Origin of the sequence: Enterococcus sp. AZ071, from assembly GCF_050499065.1 — a bacterium.
GTDB classification, from domain to species: Bacteria; Bacillota; Bacilli; order Lactobacillales; family Enterococcaceae; genus Enterococcus_A; species Enterococcus_A ferrettii.
This window is the reverse complement of the sequence record NZ_JBIPAS010000001.1, coordinates 2,355,140-2,371,265: the sequence shown is the minus strand read 5'-3', so window position 1 is coordinate 2,371,265 and position 16,126 is coordinate 2,355,140. Positions and strand designations below refer to the sequence as shown.

Annotated in this window: 17 protein-coding genes; 15 read left to right on the top strand and 2 right to left on the bottom strand. The window is 41.1% G+C overall.

The genetic code is table 11. The features are described 5' to 3' along the window. The first annotated feature begins 9 nt into the window (after positions 1-9). From IGI49_RS11795 to IGI49_RS11765, 7 genes are all read left to right on the top strand, one after another. Positions 10-1,068, top strand: coding sequence for a tyrosine-protein phosphatase (locus tag IGI49_RS11795; protein WP_429964623.1), 1,059 nt, complete (start codon positions 10-12; stop codon positions 1,066-1,068). A 175-nt stretch (positions 1,069-1,243) separates the two neighbouring features. Then, positions 1,244-2,044 (top strand): SDR family oxidoreductase, encoded by an 801-nt coding sequence (locus IGI49_RS11790; RefSeq protein WP_429964622.1) that lies wholly within the window; start codon positions 1,244-1,246, stop codon positions 2,042-2,044. A gap of 9 nt (positions 2,045-2,053) precedes the next feature. Continuing rightward, a complete protein-coding gene (locus IGI49_RS11785) occupies positions 2,054-2,470 on the top strand; it encodes a PTS sugar transporter subunit IIA (RefSeq protein ID WP_207700790.1) in 417 nt (138 codons plus the stop codon). Next, positions 2,471-2,959 (top strand): mannose/fructose/sorbose PTS transporter subunit IIB, encoded by a 489-nt coding sequence (locus IGI49_RS11780; protein WP_429964621.1) that lies wholly within the window; start codon positions 2,471-2,473, stop codon positions 2,957-2,959. It begins immediately after the preceding gene. 19 nt (positions 2,960-2,978) lie between these two features. Then, positions 2,979-3,791, top strand: coding sequence for a PTS mannose/fructose/sorbose transporter subunit IIC (locus IGI49_RS11775; protein WP_207700788.1), 813 nt, complete (start codon positions 2,979-2,981; stop codon positions 3,789-3,791). Between the two features lie 14 nt (positions 3,792-3,805). Then, complete coding sequence (locus IGI49_RS11770) at positions 3,806-4,660, top strand: mannose/fructose/sorbose PTS transporter subunit IID (protein ID WP_429964620.1); 855 nt, start codon at positions 3,806-3,808, stop codon at positions 4,658-4,660. A gap of 16 nt (positions 4,661-4,676) precedes the next feature. Further along, positions 4,677-5,903 (top strand): zinc-binding dehydrogenase, encoded by a 1,227-nt coding sequence (locus tag IGI49_RS11765; RefSeq protein WP_429964619.1) that lies wholly within the window; start codon positions 4,677-4,679, stop codon positions 5,901-5,903. A gap of 56 nt (positions 5,904-5,959) precedes the next feature. Here IGI49_RS11765 and IGI49_RS11760 read toward each other — a convergent pair whose 3' ends face one another. Together IGI49_RS11760 and IGI49_RS11755 are read right to left on the bottom strand one after the other, a co-directional pair. Further along, positions 5,960-6,727 carry an alpha/beta hydrolase gene (locus IGI49_RS11760; RefSeq protein WP_429964618.1) on the bottom strand — a complete coding sequence of 256 codons (768 nt, stop codon included), beginning with the start codon at positions 6,725-6,727 and terminating at the stop codon, positions 5,960-5,962. A gap of 13 nt (positions 6,728-6,740) precedes the next feature. After that, positions 6,741-7,112 carry a hypothetical protein gene (locus IGI49_RS11755; protein ID WP_429964617.1) on the bottom strand — a complete coding sequence of 124 codons (372 nt, stop codon included), beginning with the start codon at positions 7,110-7,112 and terminating at the stop codon, positions 6,741-6,743. 249 nt (positions 7,113-7,361) lie between these two features. Here IGI49_RS11755 and IGI49_RS11750 point away from each other — a divergent pair, with 249 nt between their 5' ends. The 8 genes from IGI49_RS11750 (at position 7,362) to IGI49_RS11715 (ending at position 15,862) form a co-directional block, all read left to right on the top strand. Beyond that, the gene (locus IGI49_RS11750; RefSeq protein WP_207700783.1) at positions 7,362-8,378 is read left to right on the top strand and encodes a LacI family DNA-binding transcriptional regulator; all 1,017 of its coding nucleotides are present in this window, start codon (positions 7,362-7,364) and stop codon (positions 8,376-8,378) included. A 138-nt stretch (positions 8,379-8,516) separates the two neighbouring features. Beyond that, on the top strand, positions 8,517-9,818 hold the full coding sequence (locus tag IGI49_RS11745; RefSeq protein ID WP_207700782.1) for a pyrimidine-nucleoside phosphorylase: 1,302 nt from the start codon (positions 8,517-8,519) through the stop codon (positions 9,816-9,818). Between the two features lie 13 nt (positions 9,819-9,831). Beyond that, the gene (gene deoC / locus IGI49_RS11740; RefSeq protein WP_429964616.1) at positions 9,832-10,494 is read left to right on the top strand and encodes a deoxyribose-phosphate aldolase; all 663 of its coding nucleotides are present in this window, start codon (positions 9,832-9,834) and stop codon (positions 10,492-10,494) included. A gap of 27 nt (positions 10,495-10,521) precedes the next feature. Then, complete coding sequence (locus IGI49_RS11735) at positions 10,522-10,917, top strand: cytidine deaminase (RefSeq protein WP_207700780.1); 396 nt, start codon at positions 10,522-10,524, stop codon at positions 10,915-10,917. Between the two features lie 61 nt (positions 10,918-10,978). Continuing rightward, positions 10,979-12,073, top strand: a complete 1,095-nt coding sequence (locus tag IGI49_RS11730) for a BMP family lipoprotein (protein ID WP_429964615.1) — start codon at positions 10,979-10,981, stop codon at positions 12,071-12,073. Between the two features lie 180 nt (positions 12,074-12,253). Further along, a complete protein-coding gene (locus IGI49_RS11725) occupies positions 12,254-13,789 on the top strand; it encodes an ABC transporter ATP-binding protein (protein WP_429964998.1) in 1,536 nt (511 codons plus the stop codon). Next, positions 13,782-14,909 carry an ABC transporter permease gene (locus tag IGI49_RS11720; protein ID WP_207700777.1) on the top strand — a complete coding sequence of 376 codons (1,128 nt, stop codon included), beginning with the start codon at positions 13,782-13,784 and terminating at the stop codon, positions 14,907-14,909. Before IGI49_RS11725 ends, IGI49_RS11720 begins: the two co-directional genes overlap by 8 nt. Continuing rightward, positions 14,909-15,862, top strand: a complete 954-nt coding sequence (locus tag IGI49_RS11715; protein ID WP_207700776.1) for an ABC transporter permease — start codon at positions 14,909-14,911, stop codon at positions 15,860-15,862. Before IGI49_RS11720 ends, IGI49_RS11715 begins: the two co-directional genes overlap by 1 nt. The last annotated feature ends 264 nt before the right edge of the window (positions 15,863-16,126 follow it).

Sequence of the window (16,126 nt, the reverse complement as noted above, 5' to 3'; positions counted from 1 at the left end):
GGACGATCAGTGATAAAACAACCATATACCTTACCAGATATTGATTTTTATCGGGAAGGCGACCAGTGTGAAGTAACCTTTTTGAATCCTGACCAGCAAGCTTGTCAGCTGCTAGTGGGTAAATCACCCGAAGAAGTAACGCAAGTATTAACGGAAACATCGTCAGCTTCATTTTCTTTTGAATTAAAGAAGGAACAGGGGCCTTATTATTACCAAATAGAAGGAGCCGTGAATAGTCCGATCTTTGGTGAACGATTGCTGCCTTTAACGGGTGCAATTAATGTTCGAGACATGGGTGGTTACCGTACTAAAGATGGCCAACAGGTGAAATGGGGGCTGTTGTACCGTGGCGATCAGCTGAGTCAATTGACGGAAGCCGACATTACTTACCTGAAACGAATAAATTTCCATAGTATTATTGATTTCCGCAACGACCAGGAAAGGGAGTTGAATCCTAATTATTCCTTTGCCAGTGTCAAAAACTATTACAAGTGTGATCCTAATTCAACTGTTTCCGAAGCGGCTGGGGCAGTCGTCAGCTTTGAAGAAGAAAATAAATTGATTGTTAAGAATTTAGAGAATGGCGCGGTACCACCAGAGGAATTAAATGGTTCTGGCATTATTTTCCATAAAAATTATCGTGAATTTGTGACTTCTGATCATGCTAAGGAGTCTTTTCGGGAGATGCTGAAGGCATTGCTGAAGGAAGAAAATTTGCCAGCCTTTATGCATTGTCGCGGTGGTAAGGATCGAACTGGTTTTGGTGCTGCGTTAATTTTAGCCATTATTGGTGTTGAACGTGAAGAGATTATCAAGGATTATTTGATTACTCAAGATGTTCGAGAAGAACGTACCAAATTCAAGATGGCACAATATGCCAAGTATACAGATAATCAGGATGTCTTAGATTATTTAGAAGCGATGATCGATACTCGAAGAGATTATTTAGAATCTAGCTTCGCAACAATTGATGAGAAGTATGATTCAGTGGAAGACTACGTAAAATCAGCACTGGGAATTACTTCAGAAGAAGTTCAAGCATTGAAAAACCTGTATTTAACCGCATAAAAAAGCCGATGACTAAGCAAATAGCTTGGTCATTTTTTTAGCTTCTTTCAGCACAAATGTGAATTACAATTAAATAAATTGCAAAAAGTTGTTGACAACGTTTTCTTAAGAGGCTAGAATACAAAGTGTAACAAACGTTAAATGTAAATCACAAATGTGTAAAAGAGGTGCGAAAATGGATTGGCTAGAAATAGAAGGTAAAACAGTGATTGTAACAGGCGGATCTTCAGGGATTGGGGCAGCAATTGTCAAGACGTTGTGTGAGTTAGGTGTACAGGTGGTTAATGCCGATCTGCGAGAAGGCAGCTTCCAGCACGAAAATCTTCTGTTTAGCACCACAAATGTGACAGATCCTGAATCCGTCCAGCAAACTGTTGAAAAGACAGTAGCAACCTTTGGTAAAATCGATGGCTTGGTTAATAATGCCGGTATTAACATTCCAGCATTGTTAGTAGATGAGAAACAAACCGAAGCTGGAAAATTTGAAATCAACGAGGCGATCTTCAGCAAAATGATCGACATCAATCAAAAAGGTGTTTATTTAATGGGACAGGCTGTTGGACGAGAACTGGTCAAACAAGGCACAGGTGTAATAATCAATATGTCCTCCGAGTGCGGCTTAGAAGGTTCCGAAGGTCAAAGCGTTTATGCAGCAACGAAAGCCGCTGTGAACAGCTTTACACGATCATGGGCCAAAGAGCTAGGTAAAAAAGGAGTTCGTGTGGTGGGAATCGCTCCAGGAATCATGGAAGAAACGGGACTGCGAACGATTGAATATGAAACAGCGTTGGCTTATACGCGGGGCATTACTGTTGAACAACTTCGAGCAGGGTATACCAACACCAAAACAATTCCCTTGGGACGCGATGGAAAATTAACTGAAGTGGCTGACTTAGTGGCCTATTTCCTTTCTGATCGCTCAGGCTATGTAGATGGTGTAACCGTAAATGTAGCTGGCGGCAAAACGAGAGGCTAGGTGAAGAAGATGAACAAAGTAATTTTAGTGGCTCATGGCCAACTAGCTCATGAGATGAAACGCTCGGCCGAAATGATTTTCGGTGAGCTCTCGGATTTCCAGTCAGTGGAATTTTTGAAGGAGGAAGGCTTGGACTCAATCCAGCAGAAAATCAGCCAAGCTATGACAGATGAAACAGCCGATTATTTAGTTTTAGCTGATTTATTTTGTGGGACTCCTTACAATGCAAGTTGTGCAGTTGCCATGAAAAATACGCAACAGACTATTGAAGTTGTTTCAGGAATGTCTCTGCCATTAGTATTAGAGGCAGCTAGTATGCTTCAAGGAAATAATTTATCTAGCATTGTGAAACATATTACAAGTGTTGCTGGCGATACAGTCAAATCTTTTAGCGAACAATTAATTGAAGAAGAGGAGGATTTCTAAATGCAAATCAAGTTAGCACGTATTGATGACCGATTGATTCATGGACAGGTGGCAACTGTTTGGGCCAAAGAGGCTGGTGCGGAACGAATCATCGTAGTTAGTGAAGAGGTAGCCAATGATGAGGTACGTCGTACACTGGTAAAACAAGCGGCACCTCCAGGAATCAAAGCCAATATCGTCAATGTCGAAAAAGCAGTCAAGGTTTACAACAATCCTAAATATGCCGATGAAACAGTCTTTTATCTGTTTACCAATCCAGGAGAAGTACAGGCAATGGTGGAGAGTGGCGTGCCTATTCAATCAATTAACATTGGCGGTATGCACTTTAAGAATGGCCGGACTCAGGTAACGAAGGCTGTCTCAATCGATCAAAAGGATGCAGTGGCGTTTAGAAAGCTGACTGAAATGGGTGTGGAGTTGGATTTACGCGTCGTAGCGACCGATGCAAAAGGTGACTTTGAAGCGAAATTAAAAGAAGCTGGTTTTTAAAGAGAGGGGTTAAGTACCAATGGAATTATCAATGATTCAAATTGTTCTTATTTTTCTTTTTTCATGTATTTGCGGGATGGGCAGTGTATTAGATGAATTTCAAACCCATCGTCCATTGATTGCCTGTACCGTAGTAGGGTTAATCTTAGGCGACGTAACTACAGGAATTATTCTAGGCGGAACCTTAGAACTGATTGCATTAGGCTGGATGAACATTGGGGCAGCTCAATCTCCAGACTCAGCTTTGGCCAGCGTCATTTCAACGATTCTCGTTATAGTTGGTCATCAGGATATCCAAGCAGGGATTGCGATTGCCTTGCCAGTTGCGGCAGCCGGACAAGTTTTGACGGTCTTTGCTCGAACGATTACGGTGGCCTTCCAGCATGCAGCGGATCGTGAGGCTGAGAAAGCGAACTTTAACAAGATTATCTTTATACACTTTAGTGCCTTGTTCGTTCAGGCTTTGCGGGTAGCTATTCCGGCAACAATTGTCGCAGCTTTTGTTAGTGCTGAAATGGTAACAAACATGTTGAATATGATTCCAGACGTTGTAACTGGTGGTTTGGCAGTGGCGGGTGGCTTTATCGTAGTAGTCGGTTATGCGATGGTCTTGAACATGATGAGCGTAAAATATCTGATGCCATTTTTCTTCTTAGGCTTTGTTTTAGGCGGATACTTGGATTTCAGTTTATTATCCTTCGGGATTGTCGGATTAATCATTGCGTTAATCTATGTACAATTGAATCCGAATTTTAAAAAGCAGGAAGCTGCTGGCGGAATGGTAGCAGCAGTAGCCGGCGGCGATTTAGCAGACGATGAACTAGAGGACTAGGAGGAGTTAACGATATGGAAACTACGGTAACAGAAACTAAAGCGCCCGTGCAGTCAAAAATTACTAAGCAGGACTTAATGCGTACGTTCTTTTTTTCAAACTTTCAACAGGCATCCTTTAATTACGAACGAATTCATGCCTTAGCATTTTGTGTGGACATGATTCCAACAATTAAAAGAGTTTATCATACAAAAGAAGAACAAGCTGAAGCACTGAAACGCAACATGACATTCTTCAATGTAACACCAGCGGTTTGTGGACCGGTTATTGGTGTGACCATGGCGATGGAGGAAGCAAAAGCCTCTGGGGCAGATATTGACGAAGGAACCATCAACAGCTTAAAGATCGGATTAATGGGACCACTTTGTGGCGTAGGTGATCCACTAGTTTGGGGAACCTTACGTCCGATAACCGCAGCGATGGGTGCGTCCCTGGCATTAAGTGGCAATATTCTTGGACCACTATTGTTTTTCTTTGCTTTTAATGCGGTGCGGATCTCCATGAAATGGTTTGGATTAACTTACGGCTTCAGAAAAGGAATGGATATTGTTTCGGATCTGTCAGGCAACTTGCTGCAAAAATTAACCGAGGGTGCCACAATCTTAGGCTTATTCATTATGGGCGTACTGGTTACCAAGTGGACCACTATTAATATACCGCTGGTTGTTTCCAGAACTGCGGGTGCCGATGGTCAAGAAGTTATTACAACGGTGCAAAATGTATTGGATGATTTAGTTCCAGGTCTTTTAGCACTAGGCTTAACACTATTAATGATGCGCTTATTGAAGAAAAAAGTCAGCCCCATTGTATTGATCTTTGTCTTGTTTGCGGTGGGGATTATCGGCTACGGATTAGGAATTTTAGCGTAAATATTGGAGGATAATGATGAAAACGAAAGCAGTTCGATTGTATGGCAAAAAAGATTTGCGTTTGGAAGAATTTGAATTACCAGAAATCAAAGACAATGAAATTTTAGCATCAGTTATTACTGACAGTATCTGCATGTCTACCTGGAAGCTGGCCAATCAGGGCGGCGATCACAAGAAAGCACCAGACAATGTAGCAGATAATCCGATCATTGTCGGTCATGAATTTTGTGGTGAACTGCTGGAAGTCGGCGGCAAATGGGCCCACAAATACAAAAAAGGCGAACGGTATGTTGTACAGGCCAACCTGCAATTAACAGATCGTCCTGATTGCCCAGGGTACTCGTATGCTTATACCGGTGGCGATGCTACCTACATTATTATTTCAGAAGATGTAATGAATCAGGATTGCTTGATTCCTTACAAGGGGGAGACGTATTTTGAAGGATCACTGATTGAACCCTTGTCTTGTGTGATTGGTGCTTTTGAAGCAAATTATCATTTAAAAGACGGCAGCTATGAACACCAAATGGGGATTAAACCAGATGGGAATTTGTTAATCATGGGCGGTACTGGTCCAATGGGTCTGTTGGCTATTGATTATGCTTTGCATGGACCGATTCGTCCGAAGCAATTGATTGTTACCGACCGCGATCCTGAAAAATTGGCTCGGGCGGAAAAACTATACCCAAGTCAAGACGGTATTACAGTTCAATACGTAAATGTTGGTGCAGTAGAAGATCAGGTAGCTTTACTTAAAGAAAAAATTGACGGTGGCTTTGATGATATCTTTGTAATGGTACCAGCGGAACAGGTTGTAACTGATGCGGCAGATATGCTAAATCCAGATGGTTGTTTGAATTTCTTTGCTGGTCCACAAAATAAAGAATTTTCAGCCAAAGTGAATTTCTACGATGTACATTATTCATTTACTCATTTTGTAGGAACTTCAGGCGGTAATACTGAAGACATGCGTAAAGCGGTGAAGTTGATTGAAGATAAACAGGTTAAGGTAGCGAACGTGGTTACCCACATTTTAGGGCTGGATGCAGTGGCTGAAACGACATTGAATCAACCAGCAATTGGTGGTGGTAAAAAATTGGTTTACACTCATAAACAAAGTGACTTAACCAAACTGTCGGAAATTGATCCAGACTCTGAGTTAGGAGAAATTCTAGCTGAAACTGACGGAATTTGGAGTAAGAAAGCAGAAGAGTATTTACTGAAAAGTTATCCTGAAATATAAACATGAAAGACTAGCCGATCAATTTCATAAGGGATCGGCCAGTCTTCTTTTTTTGTTTATAAAGAGCTTTTAAGAAATTGTACCGTATTAGTGTACGCTTCCTCAGCATAACCTTCGCCGTGGACAGTTCCTTTGATTAGTTTAATTTCAGAGGGAACACCTTGTTCTGCCAAAGATTTCTGCAGCTTGTAAACTCCTGATAATGGTACCAGCTCACTCAAGGAGTTGGCCAAGAAAAGCGGCCCACTATTGGCGGAAACTCGTGATAAAGGATCGGCCTGCTTCAGTAAGTCCAGATCCTGATTAACATAGTTTAGAATGAACCATTTGTAGAATGGATCGTTAGAGCCGTCCTGATCGATTTTGGAACTATCCTGTTGATCAAAATGAGGCTTCTGATTTTGGGAGGCAACCACTTCAGGGTGTTCAACTACCCAATCATACAAGTCAATAATTCCTGACCAAGATGCTGCTGGAATACCTTTAGATAAAGCTAATTCAATCGCCAAATTGCCACCAGCTGATGAACCCAATGCAGTTATTTTATTTGCAATATGATAGTCACTTCCAGCCAACCAATCATAGACTGCCAGAAGGTCCTTTCGAGCAGCCGGGAAAAGATGATCTGGTGCTAGACGATAATTAGATACAATTACTAGAAAATTGTCAGCAGCCAGTCTTTCTGCCAAAGTTGTTTCCTTGCTTTTATCGCCTCGGAACCAGCCGCCACCGTGGATTAAAATAATCGCTGAATCGATTTTATCAGGCTCATAAATATCTAAAGTTAGTTGATTCTTTTGATCATAAACAACATCTTTCTTCATTCCAATGCCCTCCCTAAATTAGATCGTTCTCAGGTGTTCTTTCTGGTTGCAATTCTGCTATTTTTTGTAAAATTGCCAATAACTCTTGATGAGCATGATCGTATGAATCAATTTGATCACCAAATTCTTGGTTGAATCCATCCAAACCACCTTTTACAAAAGAGTATTCATATTGATAAACAGCGTCATATGCCTGAGTAAATTGCTTCAGTAAATCGGTTTGCTGATCCAGTTGTAAAGTTAATTGGATGGTCCGGAAATCCGTGTAGCCTAGTTCAAATTGAACAGCCCAAATCCGTATGAATTCATGCTGATTTTTGATATGCAGGAAATGATGTTCCGTATTCCAACTTAAGTTTTTAATAGCTCCTAAAACATCTAACATTTTTCTGCCTACTTTCTGTGAGTGCCTAGAGTATTGTTTGTTTTAAATGTTACCAATTTCTATTATCTAACTTACGCCTATTTTCTTTTTTTATAAAACATTTTTACCTGTTAAGGATAGTCTTTAATAAAAGTAAAGATTAGGATTCTGAGTTTCTGATTTCTTTAAATATAGGATTTTTTGAAAAATGCTTTCTTTCTAAATATCTCTTTGCTAAACTGAGGGAAAACAGGTGAAAGGAAATGCTGGATGAAAATCACAATAAAAGAGATTGCAGAGATGGCTGGTGTTTCAGTAACGACAGTTTCACAAATTTTGAATAATAAAGGCAGTCGCTTCAGTGAGCAGACGCGAAAGAAAGTCTTATCGATTGTAGAGGAATACCAATACAAACCGGACTTTTTTGCAGCAAATTTAATTAACAGACATTCCAAAACTATCGGAATGATTGTTCCAGATGTAACAGATTTCTTTTTCTCTAAGATTATTGAAGGGGTGGAAAGCTACCTAAATCCGCTAGGCTATATGATTATCCTATGCAATTCAAGACATGATAAGGAGCAAGAAATTCGTTATCTAAATGAATTGTCTCACCGTTCAGTAGATGGTATTTTGCTAGCAACGCCAAGCCATCTATCCCCCGAACAGTCATTGGAAAGTGATTTTTATTGTGATCGTCCGATCGTGTTGATTGACCGTGGACTAAACGAACGTGACTGGGGCCAGCTTTTGGTAGAGGAGTATGCGGGAGCACAAGAAGTTGTTCGGATGCTGGTGAATAATGGCCATCGTCATATTGGGATGCTTAAGGAAACAGAAGGTTACTATCAATTGTCTGAACGAGTAAATGCTTATCGGCAGGTTATCTTTGAATATCAGCTTCCCTTTGATGAGAACTACATTAGTAAAGGAGATATGACAATTGCTGGAGGCTATAAAGCCGCGAAAGAATTGCTAAAAAATGATAAAATTACTGCTATTTTTTGTGGAAATGACGAAATGGCGATTGGCTGTTATCAGGCAATTTACGAAAGCGGACGTAAAATTCCCGACGATATTTCGGTTGTGGGGTTTGATGGATTAGAAGTCAGTCAATACATGGTACCGCCGTTGACAACAGTGTTCCAGCCGAGTTTTGAAATAGGATTTTCAGCAGCTAAATTTCTAGTGGACGCAATCAATTTTCCTTCTCAGAGAATCCCGAATAAAATCTTCCAAACTAAATTAATTATTCGTGAGAGTGTGGAAAGAATAGTTGAGGCTTGACAATTTAGCTTCTTCTCGTTATAGTAACGATGGTAGCGTTTCCTAAAAGCGTTTCCGTTTTGAGTAAACTGTTTTACTAAAGTGGTTTACCTTTTGGTTTTTTAATGTATAATTAGTTTGAAGTTTGGAGGCAATGCTATGAGAATGGTGGACTTGATCGAGAAGAAACGTGATGGAAAAACCTTAACGAAAGATGAAATTGAATTTATTGTTAACGGCTACACAGCCAAAGAAATCCCTGATTATCAGATGAGTGCCTTATTGATGGCCATTTTTTATCAGGATATGACAGATGAAGAAATTTCCAACTTAACCTTAGCAATGGCAAACTCTGGAGAAATTATTGATCTTTCCTCCATTGAGGGAATTAAGGTGGATAAACATTCTACCGGCGGTGTAGGAGATACAACGACATTGGTTTTAGCACCTTTAGTAGCTAGTGTGGGTGTACCTGTTGCTAAAATGTCTGGACGAGGCCTTGGCTTTACCGGTGGTACATTAGACAAATTTGAATCCATTCCTGGTTTTCGTATCGAGTTATCCGATCAAGAATTCATTGACATTGTCAACAAGAGTAAGGTTGCTGTGATTGGTCAATCGGGGAACTTAGCACCGGCTGACAAAATGCTGTATGCACTGCGGGATGTAACTGGAACAGTTGGATCTATTCCATTGATTGCCAGTTCTATCATGAGTAAGAAGATCGCTGCTGGCGCGGATGCTATTGTGTTGGATGTGACTACTGGCGAAGGTGCATTCATGAAGAACTTGGATGACGCAAAACGATTGGCGCAGACGATGGTGCGTATCGGCAAACTGGCAGGTCGGCAAACAATGGCTGTTATTTCTGATATGTCGGAGCCTTTAGGTGAGGCAGTAGGGAATAGTTTGGAAATTGTTGAAGCAATTGATACACTTAAAGGTGAGGGCCCAGAGGACTTAACTGAAATGTGTTATGTTTTGGGCAGTCAAATGGTAGTATTAGCAGGCAAAGCAGAAACATTAGATGAGGCACGACAACTGTTGAAGAAAGCACTGGATTCTGGTAAGGCACTAGAAAAATTCCGCGAAATGATTGAAGACCAAGGCGGTGATAGCTCAGTAGTGGATCATCCTGAAAAATTGTTGACAGCCCGTTATCAAAGCGAGCTGCCAGCCAAAGAAACTGGCTATGTAACCAAACTGGTGGCAAATGAAATTGGAATTGCAGCAATGCTGCTAGGTGCCGGACGCAAAACTAAGGAAGATGCTGTTGATCATGCAGTTGGTATCAAGCTTCACAAAAAGATCGGTGAAGAGGTAGTGGCCGGTGAATCGCTGTTAACTATTTATGCTAACACTGAAGATATTCAAGAGGTAGAAAAACTACTTTACGAAAATATTGAAATTGGCAGCCAAGCGGTTGAACCAACATTAATACACGGTATTGTTACCGAATGAGAGGATGGAACACATGGAATTAAATCGAATGATTGATCACACGATCTTAAAGGCAGATGCAACGAAGGATGATGTGATGAAAATTATCGAAGAAGCAAAAAAATATCATTTTTATTCAGTCTGCATTAATCCTACTTGGGTAAGCATGGCAGCTAAGGAACTAAAAGGTGCACCGGTTGCAGTCTGTACCGTTATTGGTTTCCCTCTAGGGGCTAACACTTCTGAAGTGAAGGCTTTTGAAGTCAAAAATGCAATTGAAAATGGTGCAGATGAAGTAGACATGGTGATCAACATCGGCGAATTGAAAGATGGTAATTACGGTAAGGTGCAAAAAGATATCGAAGCCGTTGTAAATGCTGCGAAGGATCAAGCTTTAGTAAAAGTGATTATTGAAACTTCTCTGTTAGACCGCGATGAAAAAATCAAAGCCTGTGAATTAGCAAAAGCAGCAGGTGCAGATTTTGTTAAAACATCGACTGGTTTTTCAACTGGAGGAGCAACTATTGAAGATGTGAAGCTGATGCGGGAAACTGTGGGTCCAGAAATGGGTGTGAAAGCTTCTGGTGGTATTCACAACGCAAAAGAAGCAATGGCAATGATCGAAGCCGGTGCGACTCGTTTGGGTGCCAGCTCGGGCGTAGCGATCATGAACGGTTTATCTGGAACAGGCTACTAATTTCAAATTCAGCAATTAGGAGACAACATGACAGCAAAAAAGGAATGGATCGATGTAGCAGTCGACGCTTTAAACAAGGCTTATGTACCTTACTCACATTTTCCAGTAGGTGCTTGTCTAGTTACAAAAGATGGTAAAATTTATCAAGGTTTAAATATTGAAAATGCTTCTTACGGCTTAAGCAATTGTGCAGAAAGAACAGCTTTTTTCAAGGCTGTATCTGAAGGGGAAAGGGAATTCAGCCATTTAGTGATTGCGGGGCATACGCCCCAACCAATTTCTCCCTGCGGAGCTTGTCGTCAAGTCATGGCAGAATTTTGTGAACCAAGCATGCCAGTAACCTTAGTCGGTGACAACGGTGTTCAAAAAGAAATAACCGTTGAAGGATTACTGCCATATATGTTTACCGACAAAGATTTATAAACTTGTTCATTCAGTCATCTGACTGTTGAAAAAATACCATACTTTAGGGGGCTTTACAGAAATGAAAAAAGCAAAATTATTTGGTCTAGGCGCAGTGGCGTTGGCTTCAGTGCTATTACTAGGTGCATGTGGCGGCGGTGGCGGCACAACTGACTCATCAGGCGGCGGTTCAGCTTCAGGCGGCGATGCAGATCACAGTGTTGCAATCGTAACAGACATCGGCGGGGTAGATGACCGTTCATTTAACCAATCAGCTTGGGAAGGTTTACAAGCCTGGGGTAAAGAACACAAAATTGAACGCGGTACTGGCGGATATGATTATATCCAATCAGACAATGCATCACAATACACGACCAACATTGATTCAGCAGTTTCTAACGGATTCAAAACAATTTTTGGTGTAGGTTACCTATTGGCTGATCCAATTTCAGCAGCAGCAGACACAAATCCAGACACAAACTTCGTAATTATTGACTCTGTTATTGAAGACAAAGATAACGTTGTTTCAGCAACCTTTAAAGACAATGAAGCAGCTTACCTTGCAGGTGTAGCAGCAGCTCATACAACTAAGACTGACAAAGTTGGTTTCATCGGTGGAGAAGAAGGCGTCGTTATTGACCGTTTCGAAGCTGGTTTCGTTAAAGGTGTAGAAGACACTGCTAAAGAAATGGGCAAAGAAATTCCTGTAGATGTTCAATACGCAGCATCATTTGGTGACCCTGCAAAAGGGAAAGCTTTGGCAGCAAACATGTTTGATAATGATATTGACGTAATTTACCATGCTTCAGGCGGTACTGGTAATGGTGTATTCTCAGAAGCAAAAGCTCGTAACGAAAAAGTTGCAGCAGATGACAAAGTTTGGGTTATCGGTGTAGATAGCGACCAACAAAATGAAGGTAAATACAAGGACAAAGATGATAAAGAAAGCAACTTCTGTTTAACTTCAACACTTAAAGGTGTGGGTGCAGCAGTACAAGATATCTCCACTCGTGCGTTGAACGACAAATTCCCTAGTGGCGAACACTTAGTATTTGGTTTGAAAGACGGCGGCGTTTCATTAACAGATGGTTTCTTATCTGATGAAGCAAAAACTGCAGTGAACGAAGCTAAAGAAAAAGTCAGCGATGGCGATGTAAAAGTTCCAGAAAAACCATAAATAAATAGTTTTACCATAACCTCTTTTTAGAGGTTATGGTATCCTTCTTTGTTTAATTAAGCTGCACAGAGTGCGCGGTTTAATTAAGGGAAGAACCCCTTTGATAGTTAATGGATGTCTAGGTCTTAAAAAGTGATAGGATGTGAAAAAAGAGTGGCAGAAGAACAATATGTCATTGAAATGCGCAACATCACCAAACAATTTGGCACCTTTAAAGCCAATGACAATATCAATCTGCAGATCCGCAAAGGCGAGATTCACGCGCTTTTAGGGGAAAACGGTGCCGGAAAATCGACACTGATGAATGTTTTGTCAGGGTTATTGCAACCCACTTCTGGTGAGATTTTAATGGACGGACAAAAGGTCGATATCTCCAGTCCCACTAGAGCCAACCAACTGGGAATTGGAATGGTCCATCAGCATTTCATGTTGGTAGATGCATTTACCGTTACCGAGAACATCATTTTAGGCAGTGAGCCTACCAGCGGAATTACATTGGACAAGAAGAAAGCTGCTGAAGAAATCCAGCGATTGTCGCAGGAATATAAGCTGCAGGTTGATCCAAGTGCATATGTCCGGGATATTTCAGTAGGGATGCAGCAGCGGGTCGAGATCTTGAAAACCTTATACCGTGGCGCAAACGTACTGATCTTTGATGAACCAACAGCCGTATTAACACCACAGGAAATTGATGAATTAATTGAAATCATGGACGGGCTGGTTAAGGAAGGCAAATCAATTATCTTGATTACTCACAAATTGGATGAAATTAAGAAGGTAGCTGATCGTTGTTCTGTTATCCGACGCGGGCAATACATCGGAACTGTTGACGTAGCAGATGTCAGCTCACAGCAATTAGCTGATATGATGGTAGGTCGTTCGGTTTCCTTTAAAACTGACAAGAAACCGGCAACTCCAGGAGAAGTAGTTTTATCAGTCAAGGAGTTAGTCGTTAAAGAAAGTCGTGGACTGGAAGCTGTTAAAAAACTTAGTTTAGATGTGCATCGCGGGGAAGTTCTGGGAATCGCCGGAATTGATGGCAATGGACAATCGGAATTAATTCAGGCATTAACGGGTTTGCGTAAGGTGGAAAGTGGTTCCGTTACACTTAACGGTGCGGACATCACAGGTAAGAAGCCTCGTCAGATCACTGAATCTGGAGTGGGGCATGTGCCAGAAGACCGTCACAAGTACGGATTGATTTTGCAATTATCTTTATCAGAAAACATCGCTTTACAAACTTATTATCGTACACCTTTAAGCAAGTCGGGTGTCTTGAATTACAGCGAAATGGACAAATATGCAACTCGGTTAATTGAAGAATACGATGTACGTACAACAAGTGAAAAAGCTCCTGCTGGTTCACTATCAGGTGGTAACCAGCAAAAGGCGATCATCGCTCGTGAAGTTGACCGCGATCCAGATTTGTTGATTGTCTCTCAGCCAACTCGTGGGCTGGACGTAGGGGCGATCGAATATATTCACAAACGTCTAGTAGAACAAAGAGATAAAAATAAAGGGGTTCTTTTAGTAAGTTTTGAATTAGATGAAATTTTGAATGTCTCTGATCGAATTGCCGTAATTCATGCAGGAGAAATCACTGGGATCGTTGATCCAAAAGAAACCTCTGAAAATGAATTAGGTCTGTTAATGGCTGGTTATAGCTTGGAAGAAGCAAGGGCAGAATTACAGAAGGCAGGTGAGGCAAATGAATGATCGTGCAGAGAGGATCAGAAATATACTAGTACCAATTATTTCAGTTGTTTTAGGCTTCGTTTTGGGCGCGTTATTGATGCTGATAACCGGTTATAATCCGATTGTTGGATACAATGCGATGTTTAGTGCGGCCTTTCAAAGTACGATGTCCGTAGGAGAAATCCTAGTTGGTGCAGCACCTTTAATATTCACTGCGTTAGGATTCTCGGTAGCGAACTCAGCAGGATTCTTTAATATCGGGCTTTCTGGACAAGCATTGTGCGGCTGGGTTGCTAGTGTTTGGGTTGCTTTAAGCATGCCAGATTCTCCTAAAATTGTAGTTGTAGGGCTGGCAATTATTGCTGGCGCCTTAGCCGGAGCGGCAGCTGCTGCAATTCCTGGGGTTTTACGAGCATTTTTTGGAACAAGTGAAGTTATTGTAACAATTATGATGAACTACGTACTACTCTATGTAGCCAATCATATTGTCAACAATGTCATGTCTGAGGATATTATCTCAAACAAAGGGGTAACCAAAATCGTTGGCATGAACGGAACACTCCGGGCACCATGGCTCACACAAATTTTTGGCGGCTCCCGAATCAATTTGGGTATCTTTTTGGCATTGATCTTTTTAGTAGTTGTTTGGTTCTTAATGAAGAAAACAACATTAGGTTTTGAAATTCGTTCGGTTGGTTTGAATCCATTTGCTTCTGAATATGCAGGGATGAGCAGCAAACGTACAATTATTGTTTCTATGATTATTTCAGGACTTTTGGCAGGTCTGGGTGGTGTTGTTCAAGGGATTGGTACCTTCAATAATTACTTTGTGCAGGGAGCATCAATCAGTATTGGGTTTGACGGAATGGCCGTCTCCTTGCTAGGAAACGGCAGCTCTATCGGAATATTATTGTCGGCCTTGCTATTCAGCGTACTGAAGCTTGGTGGACAAGGGATGCAGTTTGCCGGAATTCCAAGCGAACTAGCAAACAGTGTTATTCCATTAATTATCTTCTTTGTTGCCATTAACTATGTTGTTCGTTTAGGTTTGGCAAAGGTTTCTGGAAGTAAAAAACAGGTGGAAGTTGTTGAGGAAAAAAGTAAGCCAAATGAGGAAAATCAAGAAGGGGGCGAGTTGTAATGAATATGCAATTACTAAGTTCATTAATTACCCAAACGTTAGTGTATTCAGCGCCTCTGATCTTAACGGCTCTTGGTGGCGTATTTTCTGAACGAAGCGGGATTGTAAACGTTGGTTTGGAAGGAATCATGGTAATGGGTGCCTTCACTTCTGTGGTATTCAATTTAAGCTTCGCGGATCAGCTTGGAGCTATGACCCCGTGGTTTGGAGTGCTGGCAGGTGGGATAGCCGGAGTAATCTTCTCCCTGTTGCACGCAGTAGCAACTGTTCATTTTCGAGCCGATCATATTATCAGTGGGACGGTAATGAATTTACTGGCACCTCCTTTAACGATCTTTTTAATCAAGGTTATTTATGGGAAGGGTCAAACGGATACCATTCAACAACAATTTGGGTATTTCAGTTTTCCTGGTCTTAGCAAAATTCCGGTAATTGGCGATCTGTTCTTTAACAATACAAGTTTACCGGCTTACTTTGCTATCTTGGTAGCAGTTATCTCTTGGTTCATTATCTTCAAGACAAAGTTTGGTTTGCGCCTGCGTTCAGTGGGTGAAAATCCATTGGCTGCAGATACGCTAGGAATTAATGTGTATGCTTTACGCTACTCAGGAGTTCTAATTTCAGGCTTCCTTGGTGGGATGGGTGGTGCGATTTTTGCTCAGTCAATCGCTGGACGTTTCGCTTCAACTACCATCGCCGGACAAGGTTTTATCTCAATGGCAGCGATGATTTTTGGTAAATGGAATCCATTAGGTGCAATGGGTGCGGCAATTTTCTTCGGATTTGCCCAAAACCTAAGTATTGCTGGAGCTAATTTACCATTGATCTCTGAAATTCCAGATGTCTATCTGCAAGCAGCACCATATGTATTAACAATTGTAGTTCTAGTGTTATTCCTAGGAAAAGCCGCTGCACCAAAAGCAGATGGTGTTAACTACATCAAGTCAAAATAAAAACTTTTTGTATCAAAGGGTGGGACTATGGGACACGTTTCTTAGTCGCGCCCTTTGCTAGTTCCACTTTTTGCAGTTTATTTAGCTAAAGTAGTTTTACATGAAGTATAGACTGTATAAAGCAAAAGTTCTTAGTGGAATAGTATACGTATGAAGATGAGACAATTTTCCTAAGAAAATTGTTACCTTACTAGTGAGTTAGTTTCTCAGTCCAACTTTTCGCAGTTTGGACATAGTTGATAATCATATTCATGACTATCAAAT